Genomic DNA, 21,370 nt, shown 5'->3' with positions numbered 1-21,370 from the left:
TTTAAAAGCTACTTTTTGGGTCGTGTTGGTGATTGTCTGTCCATTTTAGCATAGTTCCTCCTAGCATATGGAAGTGTAGATGCATCACCTCTTGACCGCTATTTTCACCACAATTAGTCACTAAGCGATATCCGGTTTTATCCACACCAATTACTATTGCAACCTCTTGAATAAATTTAGTCATCTCACCCATTAAAGCTGGATCCATTTCTTGAAAATTTTCATAGTGCTTTTTAGGGATTATTAAGATATGAACAGGTGCTTTAGGATTTATATCGTGAAATGCTAAAAATTTATCATTTTCTAAAACCTTATTTGAAGGGATTTCTCCAGCTACAATCTTATCAAAAATGCAAGACATCTAAACTCCTATATATAAATTTGGCTATATTATATCAGATAATTTTATATAATTTTCTATAATGCTGAATATTTTTTGATTTTCACTAAAGTTGTTTAAATATTTTTTAATAGGCTTAAATTTGGCATCGTTATGATTATAAATTTAAGTAATTAGTATCAATTTATTTTAATTAAATTTTAGATACAATAAAAATAAATTTAGTTAAGGAATATGGTTTGCAAGATATTATTAACAAGATCGACTCTGCTCTAAATTTAGATGAATTGGAGCAAATTCGGCTTGAGCTATTTGGTAAAAAGGGTAGCATTACGGCTGAATTTAATAGATTAAAAGATGTTGAGCCTGAAAATAAAAAGGCTTATGCCCAAAGTTTAAATATCAAAAGAGACACTCTAACAGCTAAGCTAAATGAGAAAAAACTTAGCCTAGAAAGTGAATATATTAAATCTAAGATGAAGAGTGAAGCTATTGATATTTCACTATTTAATGAGCCTTTATCTACTGGTGCCTTGCACCCTGTTATGGAGACTATGGATAGGATCATTGAGTATTTTGTAGCACAAAATTTTAGCATCGAGACTGGTCCATTAATAGAAGATGATTTTCATAATTTTGAGGCTTTAAATTTGCCTAAATATCACCCAGCAAGAGATATGCAAGATACATTTTATCTAAAAGATTTTAGACTTCTTAGAACTCACACTAGTCCAGTTCAAGTTCGTACTATGTTAAATCAAAAACCACCAATTCGTATGATAGCTCCTGGTTCTGTTTTTCGTAGAGATTTAGATCTTACTCATACTCCGATGTTTCATCAAGTAGAAGGTCTAGTAGTAGAAGAAGAATCAAAAGTTAGCTTTGCAAATTTAAAATATATCTTAGAGGATTTTTTAAGATATATGTTTGGTGATGTTAAGGTTAGATTTCGCCCTAGCTTCTTCCCATTTACTGAGCCTAGTACAGAAGTTGATATTAGCTGTATATTTTGTAGTGGATGCGGATGTAGAGTATGCAAGCAAACAGGCTGGCTAGAAGTGCTTGGTAGTGGAGTAGTAGATCCAAATGTATTTAAAGCAGTAGGATACAAAAATGTAAGTGGATATGCTTTTGGGCTTGGAGTGGAGCGTTTTGCTATGTTGCTTCATAGAATTCCTGATCTTAGAAGCTTATTTGAAGGGGATATTAGACTATTGGAGCAGTTTAAATGATAATAAGCAAAAATTGGTTAAATGAGATTATAGATCTTTCAAATTTTAGTACTGAGCAGATCTGTGCTAAGCTAAATTCAATTGGATTAGAAGTAGATAGTGTTACTAATATAACAATACCTGATAATATCGTAGTTGGCTATGTTAAGAGTTGTGTAAAACATGAAAATAGCGACCATCTACATGTCTGTGAAGTTGATGTAGGAGATAGAGTTTTACAGATAGTTTGTGGTGCGAAAAATGCTAAGGCCGATATATATGTTGCTGTGGCTTTAGTGGGTGCTGTAATGCCAAATGGGTTAGAGATAAAAGAGGCGAAATTACGAGGCGTTCAAAGTAGCGGAATGCTATGCTCATCAACTGAATTAGGCCTACCTAAGATCAATGATGGAATCATGATCTTAGATGATAGCATTGGAGAGTTAGTCTTAGGCAAGGCTTTAAATGAATTTGATATCTTTGATGATGATATTATAGAGATTGAACTAACGCCGAATCGTGGAGATTGCTTAAGTATTTATGGTATAGCCAGAGATCTTTCATGCGCTCTTGATCTTATTTTACGAGATGAAAAAGCAATAAATGAAGATGATAGACAGCTTGGAATTGGGCGTTTAGTTAGCATACATTGTGAAGCTTTGATTAATGGTGCTTTTGCTTATAGGGCTATTGAGATAGGTGAAGGCTTTAAAGAAAGCTTAAAATTAGCATTAAGAGCCGCATTAATAGGATCGCAAAAGACTACGAATTTAGAGCGACTTTTAGAGTGCCTAACTCATTATACAGGAGTTATATTTAGGGCTTATGACCATGGTAAGTTAGCTAGTAGTAGTGATGAAAAGATAGCTTTAACTATAAAAAAGCTTGAAAATGGCGCATACGGAATTCACTGCGGAGATAGACTTTTAAGCATTGCAGGCATTAGTCAAAATGACGATGCAAGAGTGGATGAAAATAGTAAAATAGCTATTATAGAGGCTAGTTATATAGAGCCAAATTTAATCTCAGAGATTTTAGGCAACGATAAAGATATTAAAAAAGATGAGTTTGCTTATCGTTCAACTCGTGGTTCTGAACCAAATTTAAATTATGCGATGAATATTTTATTTAATATTTTTACAAAAAATCATAATATCACACCATATTCTGGTACTCAGCAAGTCCAGCTTAGTAGAGAGCCAATTGCTATTGGTTTTGGCTCATCTGAGATTAGCGCAATGATTGGAATGACAATTAGTAGCACAGATATTGCTAGAATTCTTAAAAAGCTTGGCTTTGAGATTAGCGCAACATCTGATAATGAACAAATTTATGCTAAAGTTCCGCTATGGCGTCATGATATTGTAAATTCGCATGATATTTGCGAAGAGATTGTAAGAATAATTGGGATTGATAATATCCCATCAAAAGCCTTAGAATATAGCGAAAAAAACCGCACAAATGAGTCTTATAAGCGATATAAGCTTTCACATAATATTAGACAAAAAGCAGCAAATTTAGGATTTTTTGAAAGTGTGCATTATCTATTTGATAATCCAATTGAGCTTAAAGAGTTGGGTGTGGCGTGTTCGTCTGAAGTGCTATTAAATCCTATAAATAGTGAGTTAAGTGTGTTAAAGCCTACATTAATAAATCACTTGCTAAATGCAGCTAGCTTTAATATCAAAAACTCAAAAAGATCGGTTAAATTGTTTGAATTTGGCGATGTTATTAGCAAAGATGGGATTCAAAGGGCTAAATTTGGCTTTGTTTTTAGCGGACTTATAGGTGAGCCAACGCTGTTAAATGGGGCTAAACCAGCGACGATTGATTTTATACATTTTGCCAATTTAATCCAAAATATTTTAGGTAAAATTGAGCTAAGAAAATCAAGTGATATTGAATTCCTAAGCGAATTTGAACAAGCAAAAGTCTATCAAAATGGTGATTATATCGGCTATATCGGTAGAGTAAATGCTACAATAGAACAAAGCAGAGACCTATTTAAAACCTATGTTTGTGAGATAGATTTTGATAATTTAAAACCTATAAAAAAATTAGCAAATCCATACTCTAAATTCCAAAGCTTAAGTAGAGATTTAAGCATCATAATGCCAAAAGATATGCCTTATATCCGCATTAAAGAGACAATTGAGAAGTTAGATATTAAGAGCTTAAAAGAGTTTTTGCCAGTTGATATCTATAGTGATGAGAGCTTGGGCAATAGCGTGAGTTTGAGTATTAAATTTACATTTCAAGATGATAGCAAAACACTTGAAGATGAAGAGATTGTAGCTATTATGGATAGCATTTTAAGAGCATTAACAGAGAATTTGGGTATTGGATTAAGATGAGAGTAGAGCCTTTAAAATCAAAATTTGATGTAGAGTTTGACCTAGTATCAACAGATAAATCCATTAGCCATAGGTGTGCGATATTTTCGCTTTTGAGTGATGGAGTGAGCGTAATTAGCGATTATCTTGAGGCTGAAGATACTTTAAATTCATTAGAAATTGCTAAAAAACTTGGTGCCAAAATCGAAAAAATTGATAATAAATACTATATCACTCCACCAACCAAAATTAGCTCGGCTAAATCAGTTTTAGAGTGCGGCAACTCTGGAACTGCGATGAGAATATATATGGGGCTTTTAGCTGGTTGTGATGGATTTTATGTATTAAGTGGCGATGAGTATCTAAATGAACGCCCAATGAGGCGAATCGCTGAACCACTTATGAAAGTTGGTGCTACTATCGATGGTAGAGATAGCGCTAATAAAGCACCGATCGCTATTAGAGGTAGAAGCTTAGACTATTTTAGCTACGATTCTAAGATATCTTCAGCACAGGTTAAAAGCGCCTTAATCTTAGCTGGACTTTGTGCGAAGGGTTGCGAATTTAGCGAACCAGAATTGAGCCGAGATCATAGTGAAAGAATGCTAAAAGGAATGGGTGCTGATATCAGCTATAAAAATGGTAAAATCATAGTCCAACCGCTAAATTCAAAAAAGCTAAAACCACTTATAATGAGTGTGCCAAATGACCCTAGCTCGTGCTTTTTTTATGCTGTAGCAGCAGCTATAACGCCTGGTGCTAGGGTGAAATTTAAAAATATCTTACTTAATACAACTAGAATTGAAGCTTATAAAGTGTTAGAAAAAATGGGAGCGAAAATCAATTATACTCTTACTAGTTCTCAGTATGAAGATATCGGTGATATCGAGATTATCGGTGATGAGTTAAATGCTATTATCGTGGATAAAAATATCTCATGGCTCATTGATGAAGCCCCAGCTCTTGCTATCGCTTTTGCTTGTGCTAAGGGAAAAAGTGAGCTTAGAAACGCAGCTGAGCTTAGAGTAAAAGAGTGTGATAGAATTAGCGTAACTATCAACGCCCTAAAAGCTTGCGGGATAGAGGCCGGAGAGTATGAAGATGGATTTTGGGTTGTTGGTACTAAGCCAAATAGGGCATTAGTCGATAGCCACGGAGATCATAGAATCGCTATGAGTTTTGCAGTGCTTGGGCTAAAATGTGGTATGGATATATCAAAGAGCGAATTTATCGCTACATCTTTTCCTAAATTTAGCTATTTCTTGCGAATGTTGGGGGCTAGAGTTGAAGATTGAACTTGCTAAAAATTATGGATTTTGCTTTGGTGTTAAAAGGGCTATTAAGATTGCTGAAAATTCGGCTGGATCACAAAAATCCACATCTGCTACAATCGGTGAGCTTATCCATAATAGCTTAGAGATTAATAGATTAAAGGATAATTTCAGGGTTAAAACCTTAAAAAATATAAGCGAATTAACCGATGAAAAAAGAGCAATTATCCGCACTCACGGCATAACAAAAGGGGATTTAGAAAAGCTCAAAACTACAGGGATTGAGATAGTAGATGCGACCTGCCCTTTTGTCACTAAACCTCAAAATATCGTTGAAAAGATGAGTAATGAAGGCTATGAAATAGTTATTTTTGGGGATATTAACCATCCTGAGGTTAGAGGTGTTATGAGCTACTCAAGCAAACCTGTCCATGTAGTCTTATCAATCGATGAGCTAAAAAATACAAAACTACCACAAAAAGTAGCCGTCATCTCTCAAACAACCAAAAAAATTGAAGAATTTATCTCAATTGTCACCTATCTAATGCAAAGGGTAAAAGAAGTTAGAGTCTTTAACACTATATGTAATGCAACATTAGAAAATCAAGAAGCCGTAAGAGAGCTAGCCTCCAAAGCCGATGTAATGGTAATCGTAGGTGGCAAAAATTCATCCAATACCAAGCAGTTATATTTAATAGCTAAAAATTTATGTAAAGATAGCTATCTAATAGAGAGCCAAAATGAGCTAAATTCAGAATGGTTTAAAAATAAAAAGATATGCGGAGTAAGCGCTGGAGCTAGTACGCCTGAGTGGGTTATTCAAAATGTTATAAAAGAGCTTGAAAATATCGATAAAATTTGCAATAGTTAATATAATATAAAGCTAAAAAAAGGTAAAATTGAGTACTTAAATGCTTTAAAGCAGAAAGAAAATCTATAGATAAAAAGGAACAAGATGGCTGAGGCGAATAAATTCGTTCATAATGAAATTGACAAAATCGACCTAGATGAAGATTTTGCTACTATGTTTGAAGAGTCTTTAAAGAGTGAAGAAGCTACTGTGTGTGATGGTGTCATCGTAAATATAAAAGATGACGAAGTGTATGTAGATGTACACAAAAAATCTGAAGGCGTAATGCATATATCTGAGATTACCGATGAAAATGGAAATCTAGTACATAAAATCGGTGATGTTATCAAGGTAGCAGTAACAGGCTCTAGAAATGGCAGACCTAGCGTATCTCATAAAAAAGCTCTTAGAAAAGAGAAGGTAAAAGCTTTCATAGATAATTTTAATGAAGAGGCTGAAAATATATTTGATGTAAAAATCATCTCAAAAAATAAGGGTGGATTTGTCGCTGTTAATGATGATGGTATCGAGTTCTTCATGCCTAGATCACAAAGTGGATTTAAAGATCCAAATCAAGCTATGAACAAAAGCTTTAAAGTTAAAGTTATTAAAATCGATAAAGACGATCAAAGTATCATTGTATCACGTAAAAAACTAGTTGACGAAGATAGAAAAAAACGTAAAGAGATAGTGTCTGCAATTTTAGAAAATACTGATGTAATCGAAGGAACTATCAAAAAAATCACTACATATGGTATGTTTGTTGATGTAGGCGGTATAGATGGACTAGTTCATTATAGTGAAATTAGCTATAAAGGACCAGTAAATCCAAATACTATATATAAAGAGGGCGATAAGGTAGATGTGAAAATCATTAAATATGATAATGATAAAAAACATTTATCGCTATCAATTAAAGCCGCTACTCCAGATCCGTGGGATGAAATTAAAGATGGCCTAGAAGTTGGCGATACTATTAAAGTAACTGTAAGCAATATTGAACCATATGGTGCCTTTGTTGATTTGGGTAATGATATTGAGGGATTTTTACATATTAGCGAAATTTCTTGGGATAAAAATATCAAAAATCCAAAAGAATTTATAAAAGAAAATGAAGAATTAGATGTAGAAGTTATTGAGATTAATCCAACTAGTCGCCGTCTAAGAGTGAGCTTGAAAAACCTACTTCCAAAACCATTTGATGAATTTAGTGCTAAATTTAAAGAGGGCGATATTGTAAAAGGCGTGATAACTACACTTACAAACTTTGGTGCATTTGTAAGAGTTGGTGGATTGGAAGGTTTATTACACAATGAAGATTCGTCTTGGGATAGAAATGATAAATGTAAAGATATCTTTAAAGCCGGTGACGAGGTAGAGGTAAAAATCATTAAAATCGATCCAAAAGAGCAAAAAATCTCTCTAAGCCAAAAAGATTTAAAGGCTAGCCCAGCTATGGAATATGCTAAATCTCACTCTATAGGAGATATCGTAAATGGCACTATAAGAGATATTAAAGATTTTGGTGTATTTGTAAGCTTAGATGATAATGTAGATGCTTTAATTCGTAAAGAAGATATTGGCTCACTTAATATTGATTCTTTAAAAATTGGGGATAAAATCGAGGCTGCTATTGCTTTTATCGATGAGAAAAAAAATAGAATTCGCCTAAGCGTGAAAAGATTAGCTAAACAAAAAGAGCGTGAAGTTTTAAATGAAATCAATAATGATGATAAAATGACGCTTGGCGATATCATTAAAGAGCAACTAGCATAATTAAGCTATGAAAAAAAACAGCCTTTATCTAATTTTAGCTGTTATATTTGTAGTAGTTTTTGGTGGGTTTATATCTCTGTTTGCTTATTTAAATTCAGGGTTATCCTCACCATCTATTCATACTAGTAGTAGTGGTGTAGATTTAGAATACAACTATCAAAAATCAGATAATTGGCTTGAGAAGATTGCGGAGTTTGAAAAAAAAGACTCCGTACTACCTACAAATTTGATGATAATCGAGATAGGCGAGAAGAGTAAATTTGAAAAATATATTTCAAGATACTATATGCTAATTATCGATAGATGTGATTTTTATTCTATGTTTTGTATAAATAGAGTTATTAAAGATTTTAATATAAATTTTACAATTGTAAAAGATGGCGATCAAGCTACCATTTATATAGATACAGATAATAAAGATATAGCCTTAAGTGTAGCTAATGAACTCAAAAAATATAATATTCATACAACTTTAAAGGAAATTAACCTATGAAAACAGTTATAGTATGCGATGCTATTCATCCAGTTGGATTTGAGATCTTAAATGCTCAAAAAGATATCAAAGTTATAGATGCTGTAGATATGCCAAAAGATAAGCTTTTAGAGATTTTAGGTGAAGCTGATGTGGCAATTACTCGTAGTTCAACTGATTGTGGCGAGAAATTTATAAATGCAGCTACTAAGCTAAAAGCCCTAGTTCGTGCTGGTGTTGGTGTTGATAATGTTGATATAGATGGCTTTTCAAAAAAGGGCATTATAGTTATGAATGTGCCAACTGCAAATACAATTGCAGCTGTTGAAATGACTATGTGTCACCTATTAAATAGTGCTAGAAATTATATCAATTCTGTAAATGATTTACAACAAAATCGTGTTTGGAAGCGCGAAAAATGGTACGGAAATGAGCTTTATGGCAAAACCTTAGGAGTTATAGGTTTTGGCAATATTGGCTCTAGAGTAGCATATAGAAGTCTTGCTTTTGGTATGAAAGTTATAGCTTATGATCCATATATTGATCCTAGCAAAGCTACTGATATGGGAGCTACATATACTACTAATTTTGATGATATTTTAGGTTGTGATTTTATTACAATTCATACACCAAAAAATAAAGAGACAACCAATATGATCGATGAAGAACAGATCGCTAAAATGAAAGATGGCGTTAGACTTATTAACTGCGCTCGTGGTGGCTTATATAATGAAGATGCGCTTTATAAGAATTTAAAAAGCGGTAAGATCGCTTATGCTGGTATAGATGTATTTGTCAAAGAGCCAGGAAATGATCATCCATTGCTAGATTTAAATAATGTAAGCGCTACTCCGCACCTAGGTGCCAATACTTATGAATCACAAAAAAATATCGCCATAGATGCAGCTGAACAAGCTATTAGTGCTGCAAGAGGTATTTGCTATCCAAATGCTCTGAATTTACCTGTGAAAGTAGAGGATTTACCGCCATTTGTAGCGCCTTATACAGAGCTTTTACCTAAGATGGCGTATTTTGCTTCTCAGCTTAGTGGTAAAAAGCAGATTAAAGCTATTAGGTTAGAGCTTGAAGGTGAAGTATCTGACTATGCTGAACCGATGTTATCATTTGCTATTGCAGGTGCTTTAAAAGATGTTTTAGGTGATACTATAAATTACGAAAATGCCACATTAAAAGCAGCTGAAAAAGGGATTGAAGTATCTACAACTATAGTCCCAGCAAGTGGGTATAAAAGCAAATTAACAATCAAGCTAATCACAGATGAAGACTCTGTGAGCGTTGGCGGAACGGTCTTTAGTGAGACAGAGCAGAGAATTGTAAGCGTAAATGGATTTAAAACAGATTTTAAACCAAAAGGCAGAATGATAGTATTTAAAAATCGTGATATACCAGGTGTTATAAGTGATATTAGCGGAATTTTAGCTAAATCTAAGATTAATATTGCTGATTTTAGATTGGGTAGGGATAATGATGGTTTTGCTTTGGCTGTTATATTAGTTGATGAAGATATCAAAAAAGATATTTTAGACCAGTTAAATGCACTTGATGCGTGTGTTTGGGCTAGATACGCAGTATTAATTTAAAAGGAGAAAATATGGCTACATACTCTATGGGCGATTTAAAAAAGGGCTTAAAAATTGAAATTGATGGTAAGCCTTATAAGATTGTTGAGTATCAACATGTCAAACCAGGTAAGGGTGCGGCATTTGTTCGTGTAAAGATTAAATCATTTCTTGATGGTAAAGTATTAGAAAAGACTTTCCACGCTGGTGATAAATGTGAAGCTCCAAATCTGGTAGAAAAAGAGATGCAATATCTCTATGATGATGGTGAATATTCTCAATTTATGGATGTTGAATCATATGAGCAAGTGGCTATCGCTGATGATGATGTTGGTGAAGCTAAAAAGTGGATGATAGATGGTATGATGGTTCAAATTCTATTCCATAATGGTAAAGCAATTGGCGTAGAAGTACCGCAAGTAGTGGAGTTAAAAATAGTTGAAACTCAACCAAATTTCAAAGGTGATACTCAAGGTAGCAATAAAAAACCAGCAACCCTAGAGAGTGGTGCTGTGGTACAGATACCATTTCATGTGCTTGAGGGCGAAGTTATCCGTGTCGATACTGTCCGTGGCGAGTATATCGAAAGAGCAAATAAATAGCCACTCTTCTCCTTGTAAATTTATCTTACAAGGAGTTTATTCTAATTATTACATAATCTTTGCTTGATTTTGGGGTGATTTATGAAAAGATTAATTTATGCTATTTTATTGATTATTTTAGCTTTTGGTGTTTATAATTTGGTTGATAATAGGCTTAAGATAGCCAAATATGATTTTGATGCTAATAGTACACTTGGAAATGTCAATATAACAAGTTTTAAAGATGAGTATAAAATATTATATTTTGGATATACATTTTGTCCTGATATCTGCCCATCGACTCTTACTATTTTGTCATCTGTGATCGATGAAATGAAGCTTAATAATGATATTAAAATACTATTTGTTACGCTTGATTTACAAAGAGATAGCGAAAAAGAGTGTGATGAATTTGCTAAGTATTTTTACTCAAATTCAGTATGCTTAAAGATGAAAGAAGATGAGTTAAAAAAAGTTGTGAATAACTACAACGCCAAATACGCAATTGTAAATTTACAAAATTCAGCGATGGATTATAGTGTAGCTCATAGCTCTTCAGTTTATCTATTTAAAAGAAATGGAAAATTTTATAAAGAGATCTCAAATTTAACAAAAGATGAGATTAAAAAAGAGATTTTAGAGCTAACTAAAGATTAAAAATTAATCTTAACAAATCTATTGGTCTTGTCAAATCTAAAGGTCAATAGATTTTGTAAAATCCCAAATAGACACATAAAAGTAATAAAACTACTTCCACCATAACTATAAAAAGGCAGAGGGATTCCAACTACTGGCGCAAAACCTATTGTCATAAAGATATTTACACTAACATAAATAAAGATTAAAAGCGCTACAGCGCTTACTGCAGCTTTGATAAAATACTCATCTTTAAGTTTATAATTTAAGCTTAAAAGATGCATAATTAAAAATCCATATAGCATGATTAGTCCTGCGCCACCAATAAATCCATATCTCTCAACAGTATAAGCAAAGATAAAATCGCTAGTGGCGATTGGTAGGAATTTAAATTTAGTTTGTGTAGCTTCATCAATACTTTTACCAGTTATACCGCCATTACCGATTGCGATAATACTTTGCCTTACTTGATAGCTTGGCTTTTCGCTTATAAAGTCAGCTATTCTTTGCTTTTGATAGTCGTGTAGATTTTCATATAAGATTGGCGAACAAACGCCAATTAACAAGGCAATACTAATCCAAATTTTGCGATTAACACCTACTATAAACAACACCCCATAGCCAGTAATTAATAGCATAAGTGCCGTGCCTAGATCTGGCTCTTTTAAGATCAAAAAAAATGGTAGAAGGATATAAAAGCTAATTTTTAAAAATTGTTTAAAGTTATATCCATTTTCATCGGGGGGAGTTTTTTTGATGATATAAGCTAGCATCAAGACAAAAGCAGGCTTCATAATCTCACTTGGCTGAATAGTAAAATTAATAAATGGAATCTCAATCCATCTTTGAGCGCCAAGTTTGCTAACGCCTACAAATTCGACACTTAGTAGCAAGATAATATTAACCCAATAAATTGATGGAATGAGCCATTCAAGCTTACGAATCGGTAATAAAAAAAATAGCATAAATGCCCCAAAGCCAATTATAAAATAGGCTATCATCTTAGCTGAGAGCATATCGCTAGCTTCGTTTATTAGGCTATATGAGAGAAATATAATCGGAAGTATAAGTGCTGGCTGAACATAATCAAAATGTGTTAAAATTCTCTTATCTAATAGTATCAAAATTCAAACCTAAGCAAAAATTGGGTAAAATTCTAGCTAAAAAAGGGTTAAGATTGACTGAATTTATATCATCGCAGACTTTAAGGCTTGACCAAGAATTAGCTGCCAAGCTTCAAGTTTCACGAAATCAAGTAGTTAGTCTCATTAAAAACGGTAGTGTAAGTGTAAATGGTAAAATAGTTACAAAAGCTGGTTTTGCTCTAAATTTAGGCGATAAAATATCTCTTATAAAACCGCAAATTACTCCAATTCAAAGTGAATTTAAAGCTGAGTTTGATGTAGAAATTTTATATGAAGATAGCGATATTTTAGTTATCAATAAACCAATTGGTGTTACTGTTCATCCAGCACCAAGCGTAAAAGAGGCCACTCTTGTTGAGTGGTTAAAGCAAAAGGGTTATACACTTTCAAGTTTAGGTGGAACAGAGAGAGCTGGAATAGTACATAGGCTAGATAAAGGTACTAGCGGGGTAATGGTTGTAGCAAAAAATAATCAAGCACATACAGCACTAAGTCAACAGCTAAGTAGTAAAGATATGGGAAGAATTTATTTAGCACTTTGTGATTTACCGCTTAAGGAAAATTGCGTTATAGACAGACCAATTAGCAGACATCCTCAAAATCGCCTAAAAAACGCAGTAGTAAGCAGTGGAAAGCCGGCAAAATCAGCCTTTGCTAATATCATTTCAAGTCAAAATCGTAGAGTAAATTTAATTTCAGCAAAACTTTTTACTGGGCGTACACATCAGATTCGTGTTCATCTAGCTAGCATTAATAGGCACATTTTAGGTGATGATTTATATGGTTTTAAGAGCAATAGTGATAAAATAAGAAGAATTTTTTTACACGCTTATATTTTGAGATTGATTCACCCTAAAAGTAATCAAATTATGGAATTTAAAGCCCCTTTGCCTAGTGAGTTTTATGAACTAATTAGTAAGGAATTTAATAAGGAGATAGTAGATGAGAATATTAGCGTCTTGTGTGATATCTTTGGGGGTATTGCTCAGTGGATGCGTTACGACTAAGACAACGCAGATAAATCCAGATTTGCCTACAATGAGTGGATTAAAGACTATTAGTGATATGACTGAAATTGCATTTGAGTGGCCACTTATGGCTCAAAGCAATATTAGTGGATTTTACCTATATCGCTCAAATCCAAATGCAAATAATCAGCTAAATGCAATTGCCAAGCTTGAAGATAAATTTATTACTCACTATGTAGATAGTAATCTAGCTCCATCAACTGAGTATATTTACGAGCTTAGAACATATGATAATCAAGGTAATATATCAGCTGAAGGAGAAATGATTAGCGTTACTACTATGCCGTTAATCGAGTCAGTATCATTTATCCAAGCACTTTATGGTTTGCCAAATAAGATAAAAGTTTTATGGCGCCCTCATCCAGATTTGCGAGTGGTTTCATATATATTAGAAAAAAGTGCTTTATCAAGCAACAACTGGCACGAAGTTGCTCGTATAAATGGTAGATTAAATGTCGAATATATAGATAATGATGTTGAGCCGGGACAGAATTATAGATATAGAATTTCAGTTAAAACTTATAACGGCATAATATCAGTACCAAGCAAGGTAGTAGATGCACAGACAAAAGCATTGCCAAATATGGTTATAAATTTAAGCGCTAGTGTGAATTTGCCTAAAAAAATTATCCTAACTTGGGAGCCAAATTCAAATGATGATTTTGATCATTATGCTATTTATAGAGCAACAAATGATATCTTTCCAATGACTAAGGTTGCAACAACGACAGCAACAGAATATGAGGACTTAATCAATGATAATGGGGTAAATTATCATTATAAAGTTACAGTAGTAGATAGAGATGGTCTAGAAAGCCCTCGTCAAAATGCTTCAGTAGTAGGCTCAACCTTGCCAGCACCTAAAGAACCGGTATTTAGTTATGCTAGATTTAATGGTTCATTAGTAGAGCTTAGCTGGAATCAAAGTAGTGACTCAAGGGCACTTAAATATAAAATTACAAAAACAAGTAACAATGGTGAGGATATCATTTATGATATCGATGGTTTAAGTTATAGCGATACTCAGGTTCAAAAAGGTGTAGAATATACATATAAGATTCAAGCTGTTGATGAATATGGCTTAGAGTCTAAATATAGTCAAAAAGCAGTGGTGATAACTAAATAATGCCAAATATTGTAGCAAAAAATTTAAAAAATGTAGAACTTCCGGTTAAATTTAATGAAGTTGAATTTATCTGGGAAGCTAAAAGTAATGATGAGAAATTAATATATACTAAAGCACTTGAGTGCGAGTTTTGCCTAGTAGTAAAAGACAGAGGTAATAGCTATGTAATAAAGTGCGATAAGCTTACTAGACCAGCTAAGCTTGAAGCTGTGCAAATGGCGCTGGAGGCTTATAAGCAGCTATTTGCTAGCGATGTAATAAGCCAAGCTACAGCAGTTAAGAAGCCTAAAAATTTAGAGAGCAAATATATAATAAATAGCGATGAATTGCTAAATAGACTTGAAGACTGTGAGTATAAGAGGATTTTTGTAGAGATTGGCTTTGGTAGTGGTAGGCACTTGCTTTATCAAGCAAAAGAAAATCCAGAAGCACTTATAATCGGTATAGAAGTCTATAAGCCAGCATGTTTGCAAGTAGAAAATTTAGCTGGAATAAATGGGCTAAAAAATATCGTTTTATTAAATTTAGATGCTAGATTGGTGATGAGCTTGCTTAAATCAAATAGTATAGATAGGCTATTTTTGCACTTTCCAGTACCGTGGGGTAAGAGCAAAATGCGTCGAGTAGTTAGTCCGCAATTTGCCTTGGAGTGTCAGCGTACTTTAAAAGATGGTGGAACATTTGAGCTAAGAAGCGATGATAGGGATTATACAGATTTTACAATTGGTTGCTTTATGGATCTTAAAAATGCCAATATACAGATATTTAAAAACAGATTTTTAGAGATTTCAAGCAAGTATGAAGATAGGTGGATTAGACAAAATAAGGATATTTATGATGTAATTTGCGCTTTTTATGGTAGTAGTGATGAGTTAGATTTGGATTTTAAATTTGAGTTTAGTGGATTAAAATTAGAATATATAAAATCAAATTTTGCTAATAAAACTATAAAATATAGCGATCATTTTATCCATTTAGAGCGAATTTATATTTTAGACAATGGTGATGCATTAGTTAGAGTAGCGTTTGGGTCTTTTTATAGACCAGAGCATAGATATTTATTAATTTCTAGACAAAATACTATCTATTTATTTAAAAAACCGTTACTAACACCAGAAAATATTAAGGCTCATAATAATTTAGAGGATATGCTAAAATGCGCCACATTGTAGAAGCTAGAGATCTGATTTTAGAGTATGATAAGAGTTTTAGAGTTATAAATAAGGCAAATTTTAGCATCAATGTCAACGATTTTGTCTTTATTACTGGCAAAAGCGGCAGTGGTAAATCTACTTTAATTCGCTCTATGTATGGCGATATGGCTATTAGTGATGGAAGTTTAAATGTCTGCTTAAATGAACTTAAAGGTATTAATCATTCTAGTTTAGCACTTCTTCGTCAAAGAGTTGGAATAATTTTCCAAGATTTTCGCCTAATAAATGAATGGAATGTAGAAAAAAATGTAATGCTTCCATTAATTATTAAAGGTTATAATCAAAGTGTGTGCAAAAAGCAAGCCGCAAAGCTTTTAAATCATGTAAATTTACTGCATAAATCTGATAGATTTCCGCTTGAATTAAGTGGTGGAGAGCAGCAAAGGGTTGCTATGGCTAGAGCTTTGGCTCATAACCCTCAGTTGCTATTATGTGATGAGCCAACTGGAAGTTTAGATGATTACTCAAGCGAAGTAATATGGATGTTGCTTCGTTCAGCAAGAGAAGCGCTTGGTACTTGCGTAGTGGTCGTAACGCATAAGATTCCAGCAGGTTTAAGAATGCATTATCGTCACTTTGAGTTATCAAATGGAGAGGTAAATGAGATCATTTAAGAGCCATATTAGCGTTATTTTTCCACTTTTAATTTTGCTTTTTGCGATTGAATTTAGCCTAATGCTGGGCAAATTTGTGAGTGATTATGAAATAAAAATGGCAAATGATTATAATATTATAATTGTCTCAGAAAACAATCTAAACCAAGAGTCATTAATTTCGCTTATTCCTACTTTTGCTTCTCTTACTAGTCTTGATCCAAAAAGTGTTTTAAACCGCCTTAAAAATGATATATCATCTAAGAATATATCTGTACTAATTAGTATTTTACCAAAATTCTACTCACTCAAACTGACTAAATTTCCATCAAAAGAGACAATGGAAGATATTAAAGAAAATTTGAGCAAAATTCAAGGTATAAAGCGAGTCGAGACATTTTCTAAAACGCACGACCAAGTCTATAATATGCTAGTTTTATCTAAAAATGTAGCTGAGTGTTTTGCGTTTATGGTTGGACTTTTAGGACTTGTTTTAGTGTTTAAACAGATGAGAATTTGGCTTTATGAGCACCGTAGGCGTGTTGAGATTATGACGCTTTTTGGGGCGCCGTATTGGCTAAAATCTGCTATGCTTTATAAGCTTGCTGTGGTTGATAGTATTATTGCTACTACGCTTGTCGTGGTATTTTATGCGATTTTTCCAGCACTTCCTAGTTTTCAAAGTGCAATTTTTTCTATTGGATTTGAACAGCCAAATTTAAATCTTTTTAGTGATGCTTTGATTTTATTTAGTGCTTCTATTAGTATATCTATTATCGCAGTTAGTCTTGTTATGCTATTTTCAAGGCGTTCGTAAATGATTAGATTTTTGTTTATTGGCTTGATTTTTTCTTCGCTTTTTAGCGCAAATGTATCTGATAAAATTAAAGATCAAAAAAATAGTATTGATTCAGCCAAAAAGCTTGAAAATCAGATAAATAAAAAACTTGAAGAGTTAGCTAATGATATAATTGCTGGCAATAAAGCTGTGCAAAATACTGCTAAGCAGATTGAAGAGCTAGCTAAGCAAGTTGAGGAATTAGAAGATAGTGCTCATAGTGCTAATCTTGAACTAGATAAGCTTACTAGCCAAAATGGTGAGCTAATTCGTAGTCAAAAAGATATGGAGCTTAGGCTAGTCAAAATTATAAGTGAAGATTTTGCCTACGATTTAGTAGCGCCAAATGATTATAGTGAGAGTCAAGATAGCATAATAGCAACTGAGATTTTAAAAAATTTAAATAGTGTAATGAATAGTGAATTTAAAAAATTAGCTCAAGATTATGAAGAGACTACAAATTTGATAAAATCACAATCAAAAAAGATTGAATCGATTAAATTTGATTTAAAAGAATTTCGCCAAAAGCAGACCGCCCTTAAATCCTTACAAACCAAACAAAAGCGAAATTTAGAGATTTTAAACCAAGATAAAAATATCTATTCTAAAAAGTTAGCCGATATCAAAAAACAGCAAGATGAGATGAGAAAAACGCTTGAGAGCTTACAAATTTTAGCTATAAAACCAAAAAAACAACCAAAGCAGCAAACCCAAACTACAGCTAAAAACGATGATGTAAGAGTGATAGGCACAAGCTATCAAGCAGGTAATGTAAAGCGATATAGTGGTGCTAAAACCATTGCGCCTTTGGATAAATTTAGCGTAAAGCAAAAATTTGGCGATTATGTAGATCCTGTTTATAATATTAAAATTTTTAATGAATCTGTCGTACTTCGCTCAGCCACTACAGATGCTAGGGTGAAAAATGTTTTAGCTGGGACAATTGTATTTGCTAAAGAGACACCGGTATTAGATAAGGTGGTAATAGTAGAAAATGGCAATGGAATTCACACAATTTATGCTCATTTAGATAAGATTGCTCCTACTATCAAAGTAGGCCAAAAGGTGAAAAAAGGCTATGTTATAGGGCGAGTGAAACAAGATTTGACCTTTGAGGTTACGCAAAAAAACTATCATATAAATCCGCTTGAATTGATCGCTATGAATTGATTGGCTTGAATTTAATATTGATTAATGCGTTTTTTAATTTGTTTTAGATATAATTGCCAAATTTTATGGAGATGGTAATGAGTAAAAATAAGCGAATTTTAGTTAAATTTTCTGGTGAAGCACTTGCTGGCGGTAATGGATTTGGGATTGATTCTCATATTTTAAAGTATATTGCTGGCGAGATTAAGTCTTTGGTAAATAGTGATATTGAAGTAGGCATTGTAATTGGCGGTGGCAATATAATCCGTGGTGTGAGCGCAGCCCAAGGCGGCATTATCAAAAGGACAAGTGGCGATCATATGGGGATGCTAGCTACTGTTATCAATGCTATTGCTATGCGTGAGGCGTTGGAGCATTCAGGACTTGATGTAAGAGTCCAAAGTGCTATTAAGATGGAGGCTATATGTGAGACATTTATCACAGGTAGAGCCCAAAGACATTTAGAGAAAAAAAGAGTTGTGATATTTGCTGCTGGGACTGGAAATCCATTTTTTACTACCGATACGGCTGCTACTTTAAGGGCTATTGAGATAAATGCTGATATGATTATCAAAGCTACAAAGGTAAATGGCGTCTATGATAAAGATCCTATGAAATTTAACGACGCAAAGCTGTTAAATGAGCTAAGCTATGAAAGAGCTATGGAAGATAATATAAAAGTTATGGATGATACTGCTATAGCTCTAGCTAAGGATAATGCTCTTCCGATTGTAGTTTGTAATATGTTTGAAGATGGGAATTTATTAAAAATCGCAAATGGTGATTATAATAACTGCTCAATAGTTAAAAATTTATAAGAAGGGAAGATAATGAGAATAGAAGAGATAGCTGCTAAGGCTTTAGAAGCTGTGGGTGATGATAGATATAAATTAGCGCTTTTGGTGGCTAAAAGGGCTGAAGCTATAGCAAATGGCGCACAAATTTTAGTAGATGCAAATGCTCAAAAGATGAAATATACAGATATAGCACTTTTAGAGATAGCTCAAGGTAAAGTATCTTTAGAGGGAATAATTGAATCAAATAGATAGCGAGCAGCTCTTAGAGCAGCTTATAGATGAAGTTGTCTGTGCTAAAAGCATAGAGTCGGCAAAGGATGTTTTATACTCTGTAGCTAAGCCAACTGGGATGCTTTTAAAGGCTGTTGATTATTGTATTAGATTACATGATGGGCAGTTTAGAAAGAGTGGTGAGCCATACTCTATTCATCCGATTTTGGTTTGTTCATTTGTAGCGCATATGGGTGGCGATGAGAGTATGCTTATTGCTGCTTTGCTCCATGATGTAGTAGAAGATACAGAATGCACTGAAGAGGAGCTACAATTTGAATTTGGCGAAGAGGTAGCGCTATTAGTGCGTGGGCTTACAAAGATTGTAGCTATTAGAGAAAATGAGCTTATAAGCTCTAGTTCTAATGAGAAATTGGCAGCTTCGGCCTTGACATTTAGAAAGATGCTTTTGGTATCTATAGAAGATGTTAGGGTTTTAATTATCAAGCTTTGTGATAGATTACACAATATGCTAACTTTGGATGTATTAAGGCCAGAGAAACAAAAGCGAATTTCAGAAGAGACCTTGGTGGTGTATGCGCCAATCGCTCATAGACTTGGTATATCATCTATTAAGAATATATTAGAGGATTTGAGTTTTAAATATGTTATGCCTAAAGAGTATGCTGGGATAGAGTCATATATAAATGAGCATAAGCAACAACTTCAATTAAAGATAAATTCATTTAGCCAAAAGGTTAGCGAAAAGCTTTTGGCAAATGGCTTTTCTGAAGATAGCTTTGTTATGCAAAAGAGAATCAAACACTACTACTCAATATATTTAAAAATGCAAAGAAAAGGCATTAGCCTAGAAGAGGTTTTAGACCTTTTAGCAATTCGAATTTTAGTACATAATCCAAAAGATTGCTATTTGGCACTTGGTATTATACATATGAATTTTAACCCATTAATATCAAGATTTAAAGATTATATCGCCTTGCCAAAGCAAAATGGATATCAAACGATCCATACGACAATTTTTGATAATAAAACTATTATCGAGGCTCAAATTCGCTCATTTGACATGCATAAAACCGCAGAGTATGGGGTGGCGGCTCATTGGAAGTATAAAAGCGGTGGCTTGGTATCACCTAAGCTTGATTGGCTAAGTGATATTAAAGCTCAAGAGAGCGATGATAAGAGCATTGAGGATCTATATGAGTATGCTAAGGATAGCTTATATGTAGAAGATATCGCTGTCTATTCTCCAAAAGGTGGGATTTTCACACTTCCTAGGGGTGCTACGGCTTTGGATTATGCGTATGAAATTCACTCTGAAGTTGGCCTACACGCTAAAGAAGCTTATATAAATAGGATAAAGGTTCCTTTATTAACTGAGTTAAAAAATGGAGATATAGTCCGCATTATCACAGGAGATGAGGCCAAATATCGTTGTAGTTGGCTTGATAGTGTTAAGACTGGGAAGGCTAGGGCGACTATTAGAAGTTTTTGTCGCCAAAAGTTGCGTGATATAAACTATCAAGTATCGATTGATATTTTGTCGGCCATATTTAATGTTAATGAAGCTAAAATTTTGGAGTGGTTAGAAGAAGAGGGATTAGGCAAAAAGATCTCAAAAATAGCCACAGACTCTGTCTATCTACAAGAGGTAGTCCAAATTTTAGATACTCACTCTAAAAAAGATAAGCTATTTTCGCTTAAATTTAGTGATAAACACGAGGTTAAAAAGCAGAAATTTGACAATATAGTTGTATATTCAAATTTCACTATTAAGAGTGTGGATTTTGACTATTGTTGTAACCCAAAACGGGGCGATGATATCATAGGATTTAGAAATAATAGCAATGTTACAGTCCATCACAAATTATGTGAGAGAGCCGCAAAATTAATGAGTGATAAAGAGGAGATGATCTTTGTCAAATGGACTAGAAATGCTCCGCATAGATATAAGGTTATTTTAAGTATCGAAAACAAAAGAGGAAGTTTGGCTGAATTTTTAACATATTTAGCTAAACTCAATGTTGATTTAGTTACTATCACGCTTAGTGAGAGTGATGATTTGATAGCGGCTGATTATTTCGATGTTGTGATAGAACTTAGCGATAATCTAGATAGCTCTGTGATTAGAGATAGATTAAAGGATCGCTATAAGATAGCTGAATTTAGCTCTCTAAGTGACGCATATAAAAATTAAGGAAG

The 21,370-nt window shown here is 33.5% G+C and carries 20 protein-coding genes; 18 read left to right on the top strand and 2 right to left on the bottom strand.

Annotated features, from left to right (window positions below; translation table 11 throughout):
• Position 1 precedes the first annotated feature (1 nt).
• Positions 2-361 (bottom strand): histidine triad nucleotide-binding protein, encoded by a 360-nt coding sequence (locus CIGNP85_RS06705; RefSeq protein ID WP_086224759.1) that lies wholly within the window; start codon positions 359-361, stop codon positions 2-4.
• 218 nt (positions 362-579) lie between these two features.
• On the opposite strand from CIGNP85_RS06705, the gene pheS reads away from it, so the two are divergent.
• From pheS to CIGNP85_RS06660, 9 genes are all read left to right on the top strand, one after another.
• The gene (pheS, locus tag CIGNP85_RS06700; RefSeq protein ID WP_086232767.1) at positions 580-1,572 is read left to right on the top strand and encodes a phenylalanine--tRNA ligase subunit alpha; all 993 of its coding nucleotides are present in this window, start codon (positions 580-582) and stop codon (positions 1,570-1,572) included.
• On the top strand, positions 1,569-3,905 hold the full coding sequence (pheT, locus tag CIGNP85_RS06695; protein ID WP_086252363.1) for a phenylalanine--tRNA ligase subunit beta: 2,337 nt from the start codon (positions 1,569-1,571) through the stop codon (positions 3,903-3,905). The genes pheS and pheT overlap by 4 nt, the downstream gene beginning before the upstream one ends.
• Positions 3,902-5,179: a 3-phosphoshikimate 1-carboxyvinyltransferase gene (gene aroA / locus CIGNP85_RS06690; RefSeq protein WP_086238677.1), complete on the top strand. Its 1,278-nt coding sequence runs from the start codon at positions 3,902-3,904 to the stop codon at positions 5,177-5,179. The genes pheT and aroA overlap by 4 nt, the downstream gene beginning before the upstream one ends.
• Complete coding sequence (locus CIGNP85_RS06685; protein ID WP_086238676.1) at positions 5,169-6,026, top strand: 4-hydroxy-3-methylbut-2-enyl diphosphate reductase; 858 nt, start codon at positions 5,169-5,171, stop codon at positions 6,024-6,026. The genes aroA and CIGNP85_RS06685 overlap by 11 nt, the downstream gene beginning before the upstream one ends.
• An 84-nt stretch (positions 6,027-6,110) precedes the next feature.
• A complete protein-coding gene (locus tag CIGNP85_RS06680) occupies positions 6,111-7,781 on the top strand; it encodes a 30S ribosomal protein S1 (RefSeq protein WP_086238675.1) in 1,671 nt (556 codons plus the stop codon).
• A 7-nt stretch (positions 7,782-7,788) separates the two neighbouring features.
• The gene (locus CIGNP85_RS06675) at positions 7,789-8,274 is read left to right on the top strand and encodes a hypothetical protein (RefSeq protein ID WP_086229248.1); all 486 of its coding nucleotides are present in this window, start codon (positions 7,789-7,791) and stop codon (positions 8,272-8,274) included.
• Positions 8,271-9,854, top strand: a complete 1,584-nt coding sequence (gene serA, locus CIGNP85_RS06670; protein WP_086252365.1) for a phosphoglycerate dehydrogenase — start codon at positions 8,271-8,273, stop codon at positions 9,852-9,854. Before CIGNP85_RS06675 ends, serA begins: the two co-directional genes overlap by 4 nt.
• Before the next feature lie 11 nt (positions 9,855-9,865).
• Positions 9,866-10,435: an elongation factor P gene (efp, locus tag CIGNP85_RS06665; RefSeq protein WP_086224751.1), complete on the top strand. Its 570-nt coding sequence runs from the start codon at positions 9,866-9,868 to the stop codon at positions 10,433-10,435.
• Between the two features lie 81 nt (positions 10,436-10,516).
• Positions 10,517-11,071: an SCO family protein gene (locus CIGNP85_RS06660; protein WP_086287591.1), complete on the top strand. Its 555-nt coding sequence runs from the start codon at positions 10,517-10,519 to the stop codon at positions 11,069-11,071.
• Here the strand turns inward: CIGNP85_RS06660 and CIGNP85_RS06655 are convergent.
• Positions 11,068-12,174 carry an FtsW/RodA/SpoVE family cell cycle protein gene (locus CIGNP85_RS06655; RefSeq protein ID WP_086238672.1) on the bottom strand — a complete coding sequence of 369 codons (1,107 nt, stop codon included), beginning with the start codon at positions 12,172-12,174 and terminating at the stop codon, positions 11,068-11,070. The two genes, CIGNP85_RS06660 and CIGNP85_RS06655, sit on opposite strands and share 4 nt — an antisense overlap.
• Positions 12,175-12,227: 53 nt before the next feature.
• Here CIGNP85_RS06655 and CIGNP85_RS06650 point away from each other — a divergent pair, with 53 nt between their 5' ends.
• The 9 genes from CIGNP85_RS06650 to CIGNP85_RS06610 all read left to right on the top strand — a co-directional run bounded on the left by CIGNP85_RS06650 (position 12,228) and on the right by CIGNP85_RS06610 (position 21,365).
• Entirely contained in the window at positions 12,228-13,202 is a 975-nt protein-coding gene (locus CIGNP85_RS06650; RefSeq protein WP_086226218.1) for an RluA family pseudouridine synthase, read from the top strand.
• Positions 13,138-14,349 carry a fibronectin type III domain-containing protein gene (locus CIGNP85_RS06645; protein WP_086287589.1) on the top strand — a complete coding sequence of 404 codons (1,212 nt, stop codon included), beginning with the start codon at positions 13,138-13,140 and terminating at the stop codon, positions 14,347-14,349. The genes CIGNP85_RS06650 and CIGNP85_RS06645 overlap by 65 nt, the downstream gene beginning before the upstream one ends.
• The gene (trmB, locus tag CIGNP85_RS06640; protein WP_086287587.1) at positions 14,349-15,521 is read left to right on the top strand and encodes a tRNA (guanosine(46)-N7)-methyltransferase TrmB; all 1,173 of its coding nucleotides are present in this window, start codon (positions 14,349-14,351) and stop codon (positions 15,519-15,521) included. Before CIGNP85_RS06645 ends, trmB begins: the two co-directional genes overlap by 1 nt.
• On the top strand, positions 15,506-16,177 hold the full coding sequence (locus CIGNP85_RS06635; RefSeq protein WP_086224745.1) for a cell division ATP-binding protein FtsE: 672 nt from the start codon (positions 15,506-15,508) through the stop codon (positions 16,175-16,177). The genes trmB and CIGNP85_RS06635 overlap by 16 nt, the downstream gene beginning before the upstream one ends.
• A complete protein-coding gene (locus CIGNP85_RS06630) occupies positions 16,164-16,973 on the top strand; it encodes an FtsX-like permease family protein (protein ID WP_179186983.1) in 810 nt (269 codons plus the stop codon). The genes CIGNP85_RS06635 and CIGNP85_RS06630 overlap by 14 nt, the downstream gene beginning before the upstream one ends.
• A complete protein-coding gene (locus CIGNP85_RS06625) occupies positions 16,974-18,164 on the top strand; it encodes a murein hydrolase activator EnvC family protein (protein ID WP_086287585.1) in 1,191 nt (396 codons plus the stop codon).
• Positions 18,165-18,241: 77 nt separating this feature from the next.
• The gene (pyrH, locus tag CIGNP85_RS06620) at positions 18,242-18,961 is read left to right on the top strand and encodes a UMP kinase (protein WP_086245040.1); all 720 of its coding nucleotides are present in this window, start codon (positions 18,242-18,244) and stop codon (positions 18,959-18,961) included.
• 12 nt (positions 18,962-18,973) lie between these two features.
• On the top strand, positions 18,974-19,192 hold the full coding sequence (locus CIGNP85_RS06615; protein WP_086232778.1) for a DNA-directed RNA polymerase subunit omega: 219 nt from the start codon (positions 18,974-18,976) through the stop codon (positions 19,190-19,192).
• Between the two features lie 97 nt (positions 19,193-19,289).
• A complete protein-coding gene (locus CIGNP85_RS06610; RefSeq protein WP_442861934.1) occupies positions 19,290-21,365 on the top strand; it encodes a RelA/SpoT family protein in 2,076 nt (691 codons plus the stop codon).
• The last annotated feature ends 5 nt before the right edge of the window (positions 21,366-21,370 follow it).

Origin of the sequence: Campylobacter sp. P0085 (genome assembly GCF_002139495.1) — a bacterium.
Classification (GTDB): Bacteria; Campylobacterota; Campylobacteria; order Campylobacterales; family Campylobacteraceae; genus Campylobacter; species Campylobacter devanensis.
This window is presented reverse-complemented; position numbering and strand designations above follow the sequence as displayed.

What these genes read in the sequence shown, in the direction of transcription:
- CIGNP85_RS06705 (WP_086224759.1), bottom strand. Translation starts at nt 361, where the DNA reads ATGTCTTGCATTTTTGATAAGATTGTAGCTGGAGAAATCCCTTCAAAT.
- pheT (WP_086252363.1), top strand. Translation starts at nt 1,569, where the DNA reads ATGATAATAAGCAAAAATTGGTTAAATGAGATTATAGATCTTTCAAAT.
- aroA (WP_086238677.1), top strand. Translation starts at nt 3,902, where the DNA reads ATGAGAGTAGAGCCTTTAAAATCAAAATTTGATGTAGAGTTTGACCTA.
- CIGNP85_RS06680 (WP_086238675.1), top strand. Translation starts at nt 6,111, where the DNA reads ATGGCTGAGGCGAATAAATTCGTTCATAATGAAATTGACAAAATCGAC.
- CIGNP85_RS06675 (WP_086229248.1), top strand. Translation starts at nt 7,789, where the DNA reads ATGAAAAAAAACAGCCTTTATCTAATTTTAGCTGTTATATTTGTAGTA.
- serA (WP_086252365.1), top strand. Translation starts at nt 8,271, where the DNA reads ATGAAAACAGTTATAGTATGCGATGCTATTCATCCAGTTGGATTTGAG.
- efp (WP_086224751.1), top strand. Translation starts at nt 9,866, where the DNA reads ATGGCTACATACTCTATGGGCGATTTAAAAAAGGGCTTAAAAATTGAA.
- CIGNP85_RS06660 (WP_086287591.1), top strand. Translation starts at nt 10,517, where the DNA reads ATGAAAAGATTAATTTATGCTATTTTATTGATTATTTTAGCTTTTGGT.
- CIGNP85_RS06645 (WP_086287589.1), top strand. Translation starts at nt 13,138, where the DNA reads ATGAGAATATTAGCGTCTTGTGTGATATCTTTGGGGGTATTGCTCAGT.
- trmB (WP_086287587.1), top strand. Translation starts at nt 14,349, where the DNA reads ATGCCAAATATTGTAGCAAAAAATTTAAAAAATGTAGAACTTCCGGTT.
- CIGNP85_RS06635 (WP_086224745.1), top strand. Translation starts at nt 15,506, where the DNA reads ATGCGCCACATTGTAGAAGCTAGAGATCTGATTTTAGAGTATGATAAG.
- CIGNP85_RS06630 (WP_179186983.1), top strand. Translation starts at nt 16,164, where the DNA reads ATGAGATCATTTAAGAGCCATATTAGCGTTATTTTTCCACTTTTAATT.
- CIGNP85_RS06625 (WP_086287585.1), top strand. Translation starts at nt 16,974, where the DNA reads ATGATTAGATTTTTGTTTATTGGCTTGATTTTTTCTTCGCTTTTTAGC.
- pyrH (WP_086245040.1), top strand. Translation starts at nt 18,242, where the DNA reads ATGAGTAAAAATAAGCGAATTTTAGTTAAATTTTCTGGTGAAGCACTT.
- CIGNP85_RS06615 (WP_086232778.1), top strand. Translation starts at nt 18,974, where the DNA reads ATGAGAATAGAAGAGATAGCTGCTAAGGCTTTAGAAGCTGTGGGTGAT.
- CIGNP85_RS06610 (WP_442861934.1), top strand. Translation starts at nt 19,290, where the DNA reads ATGCTTTTAAAGGCTGTTGATTATTGTATTAGATTACATGATGGGCAG.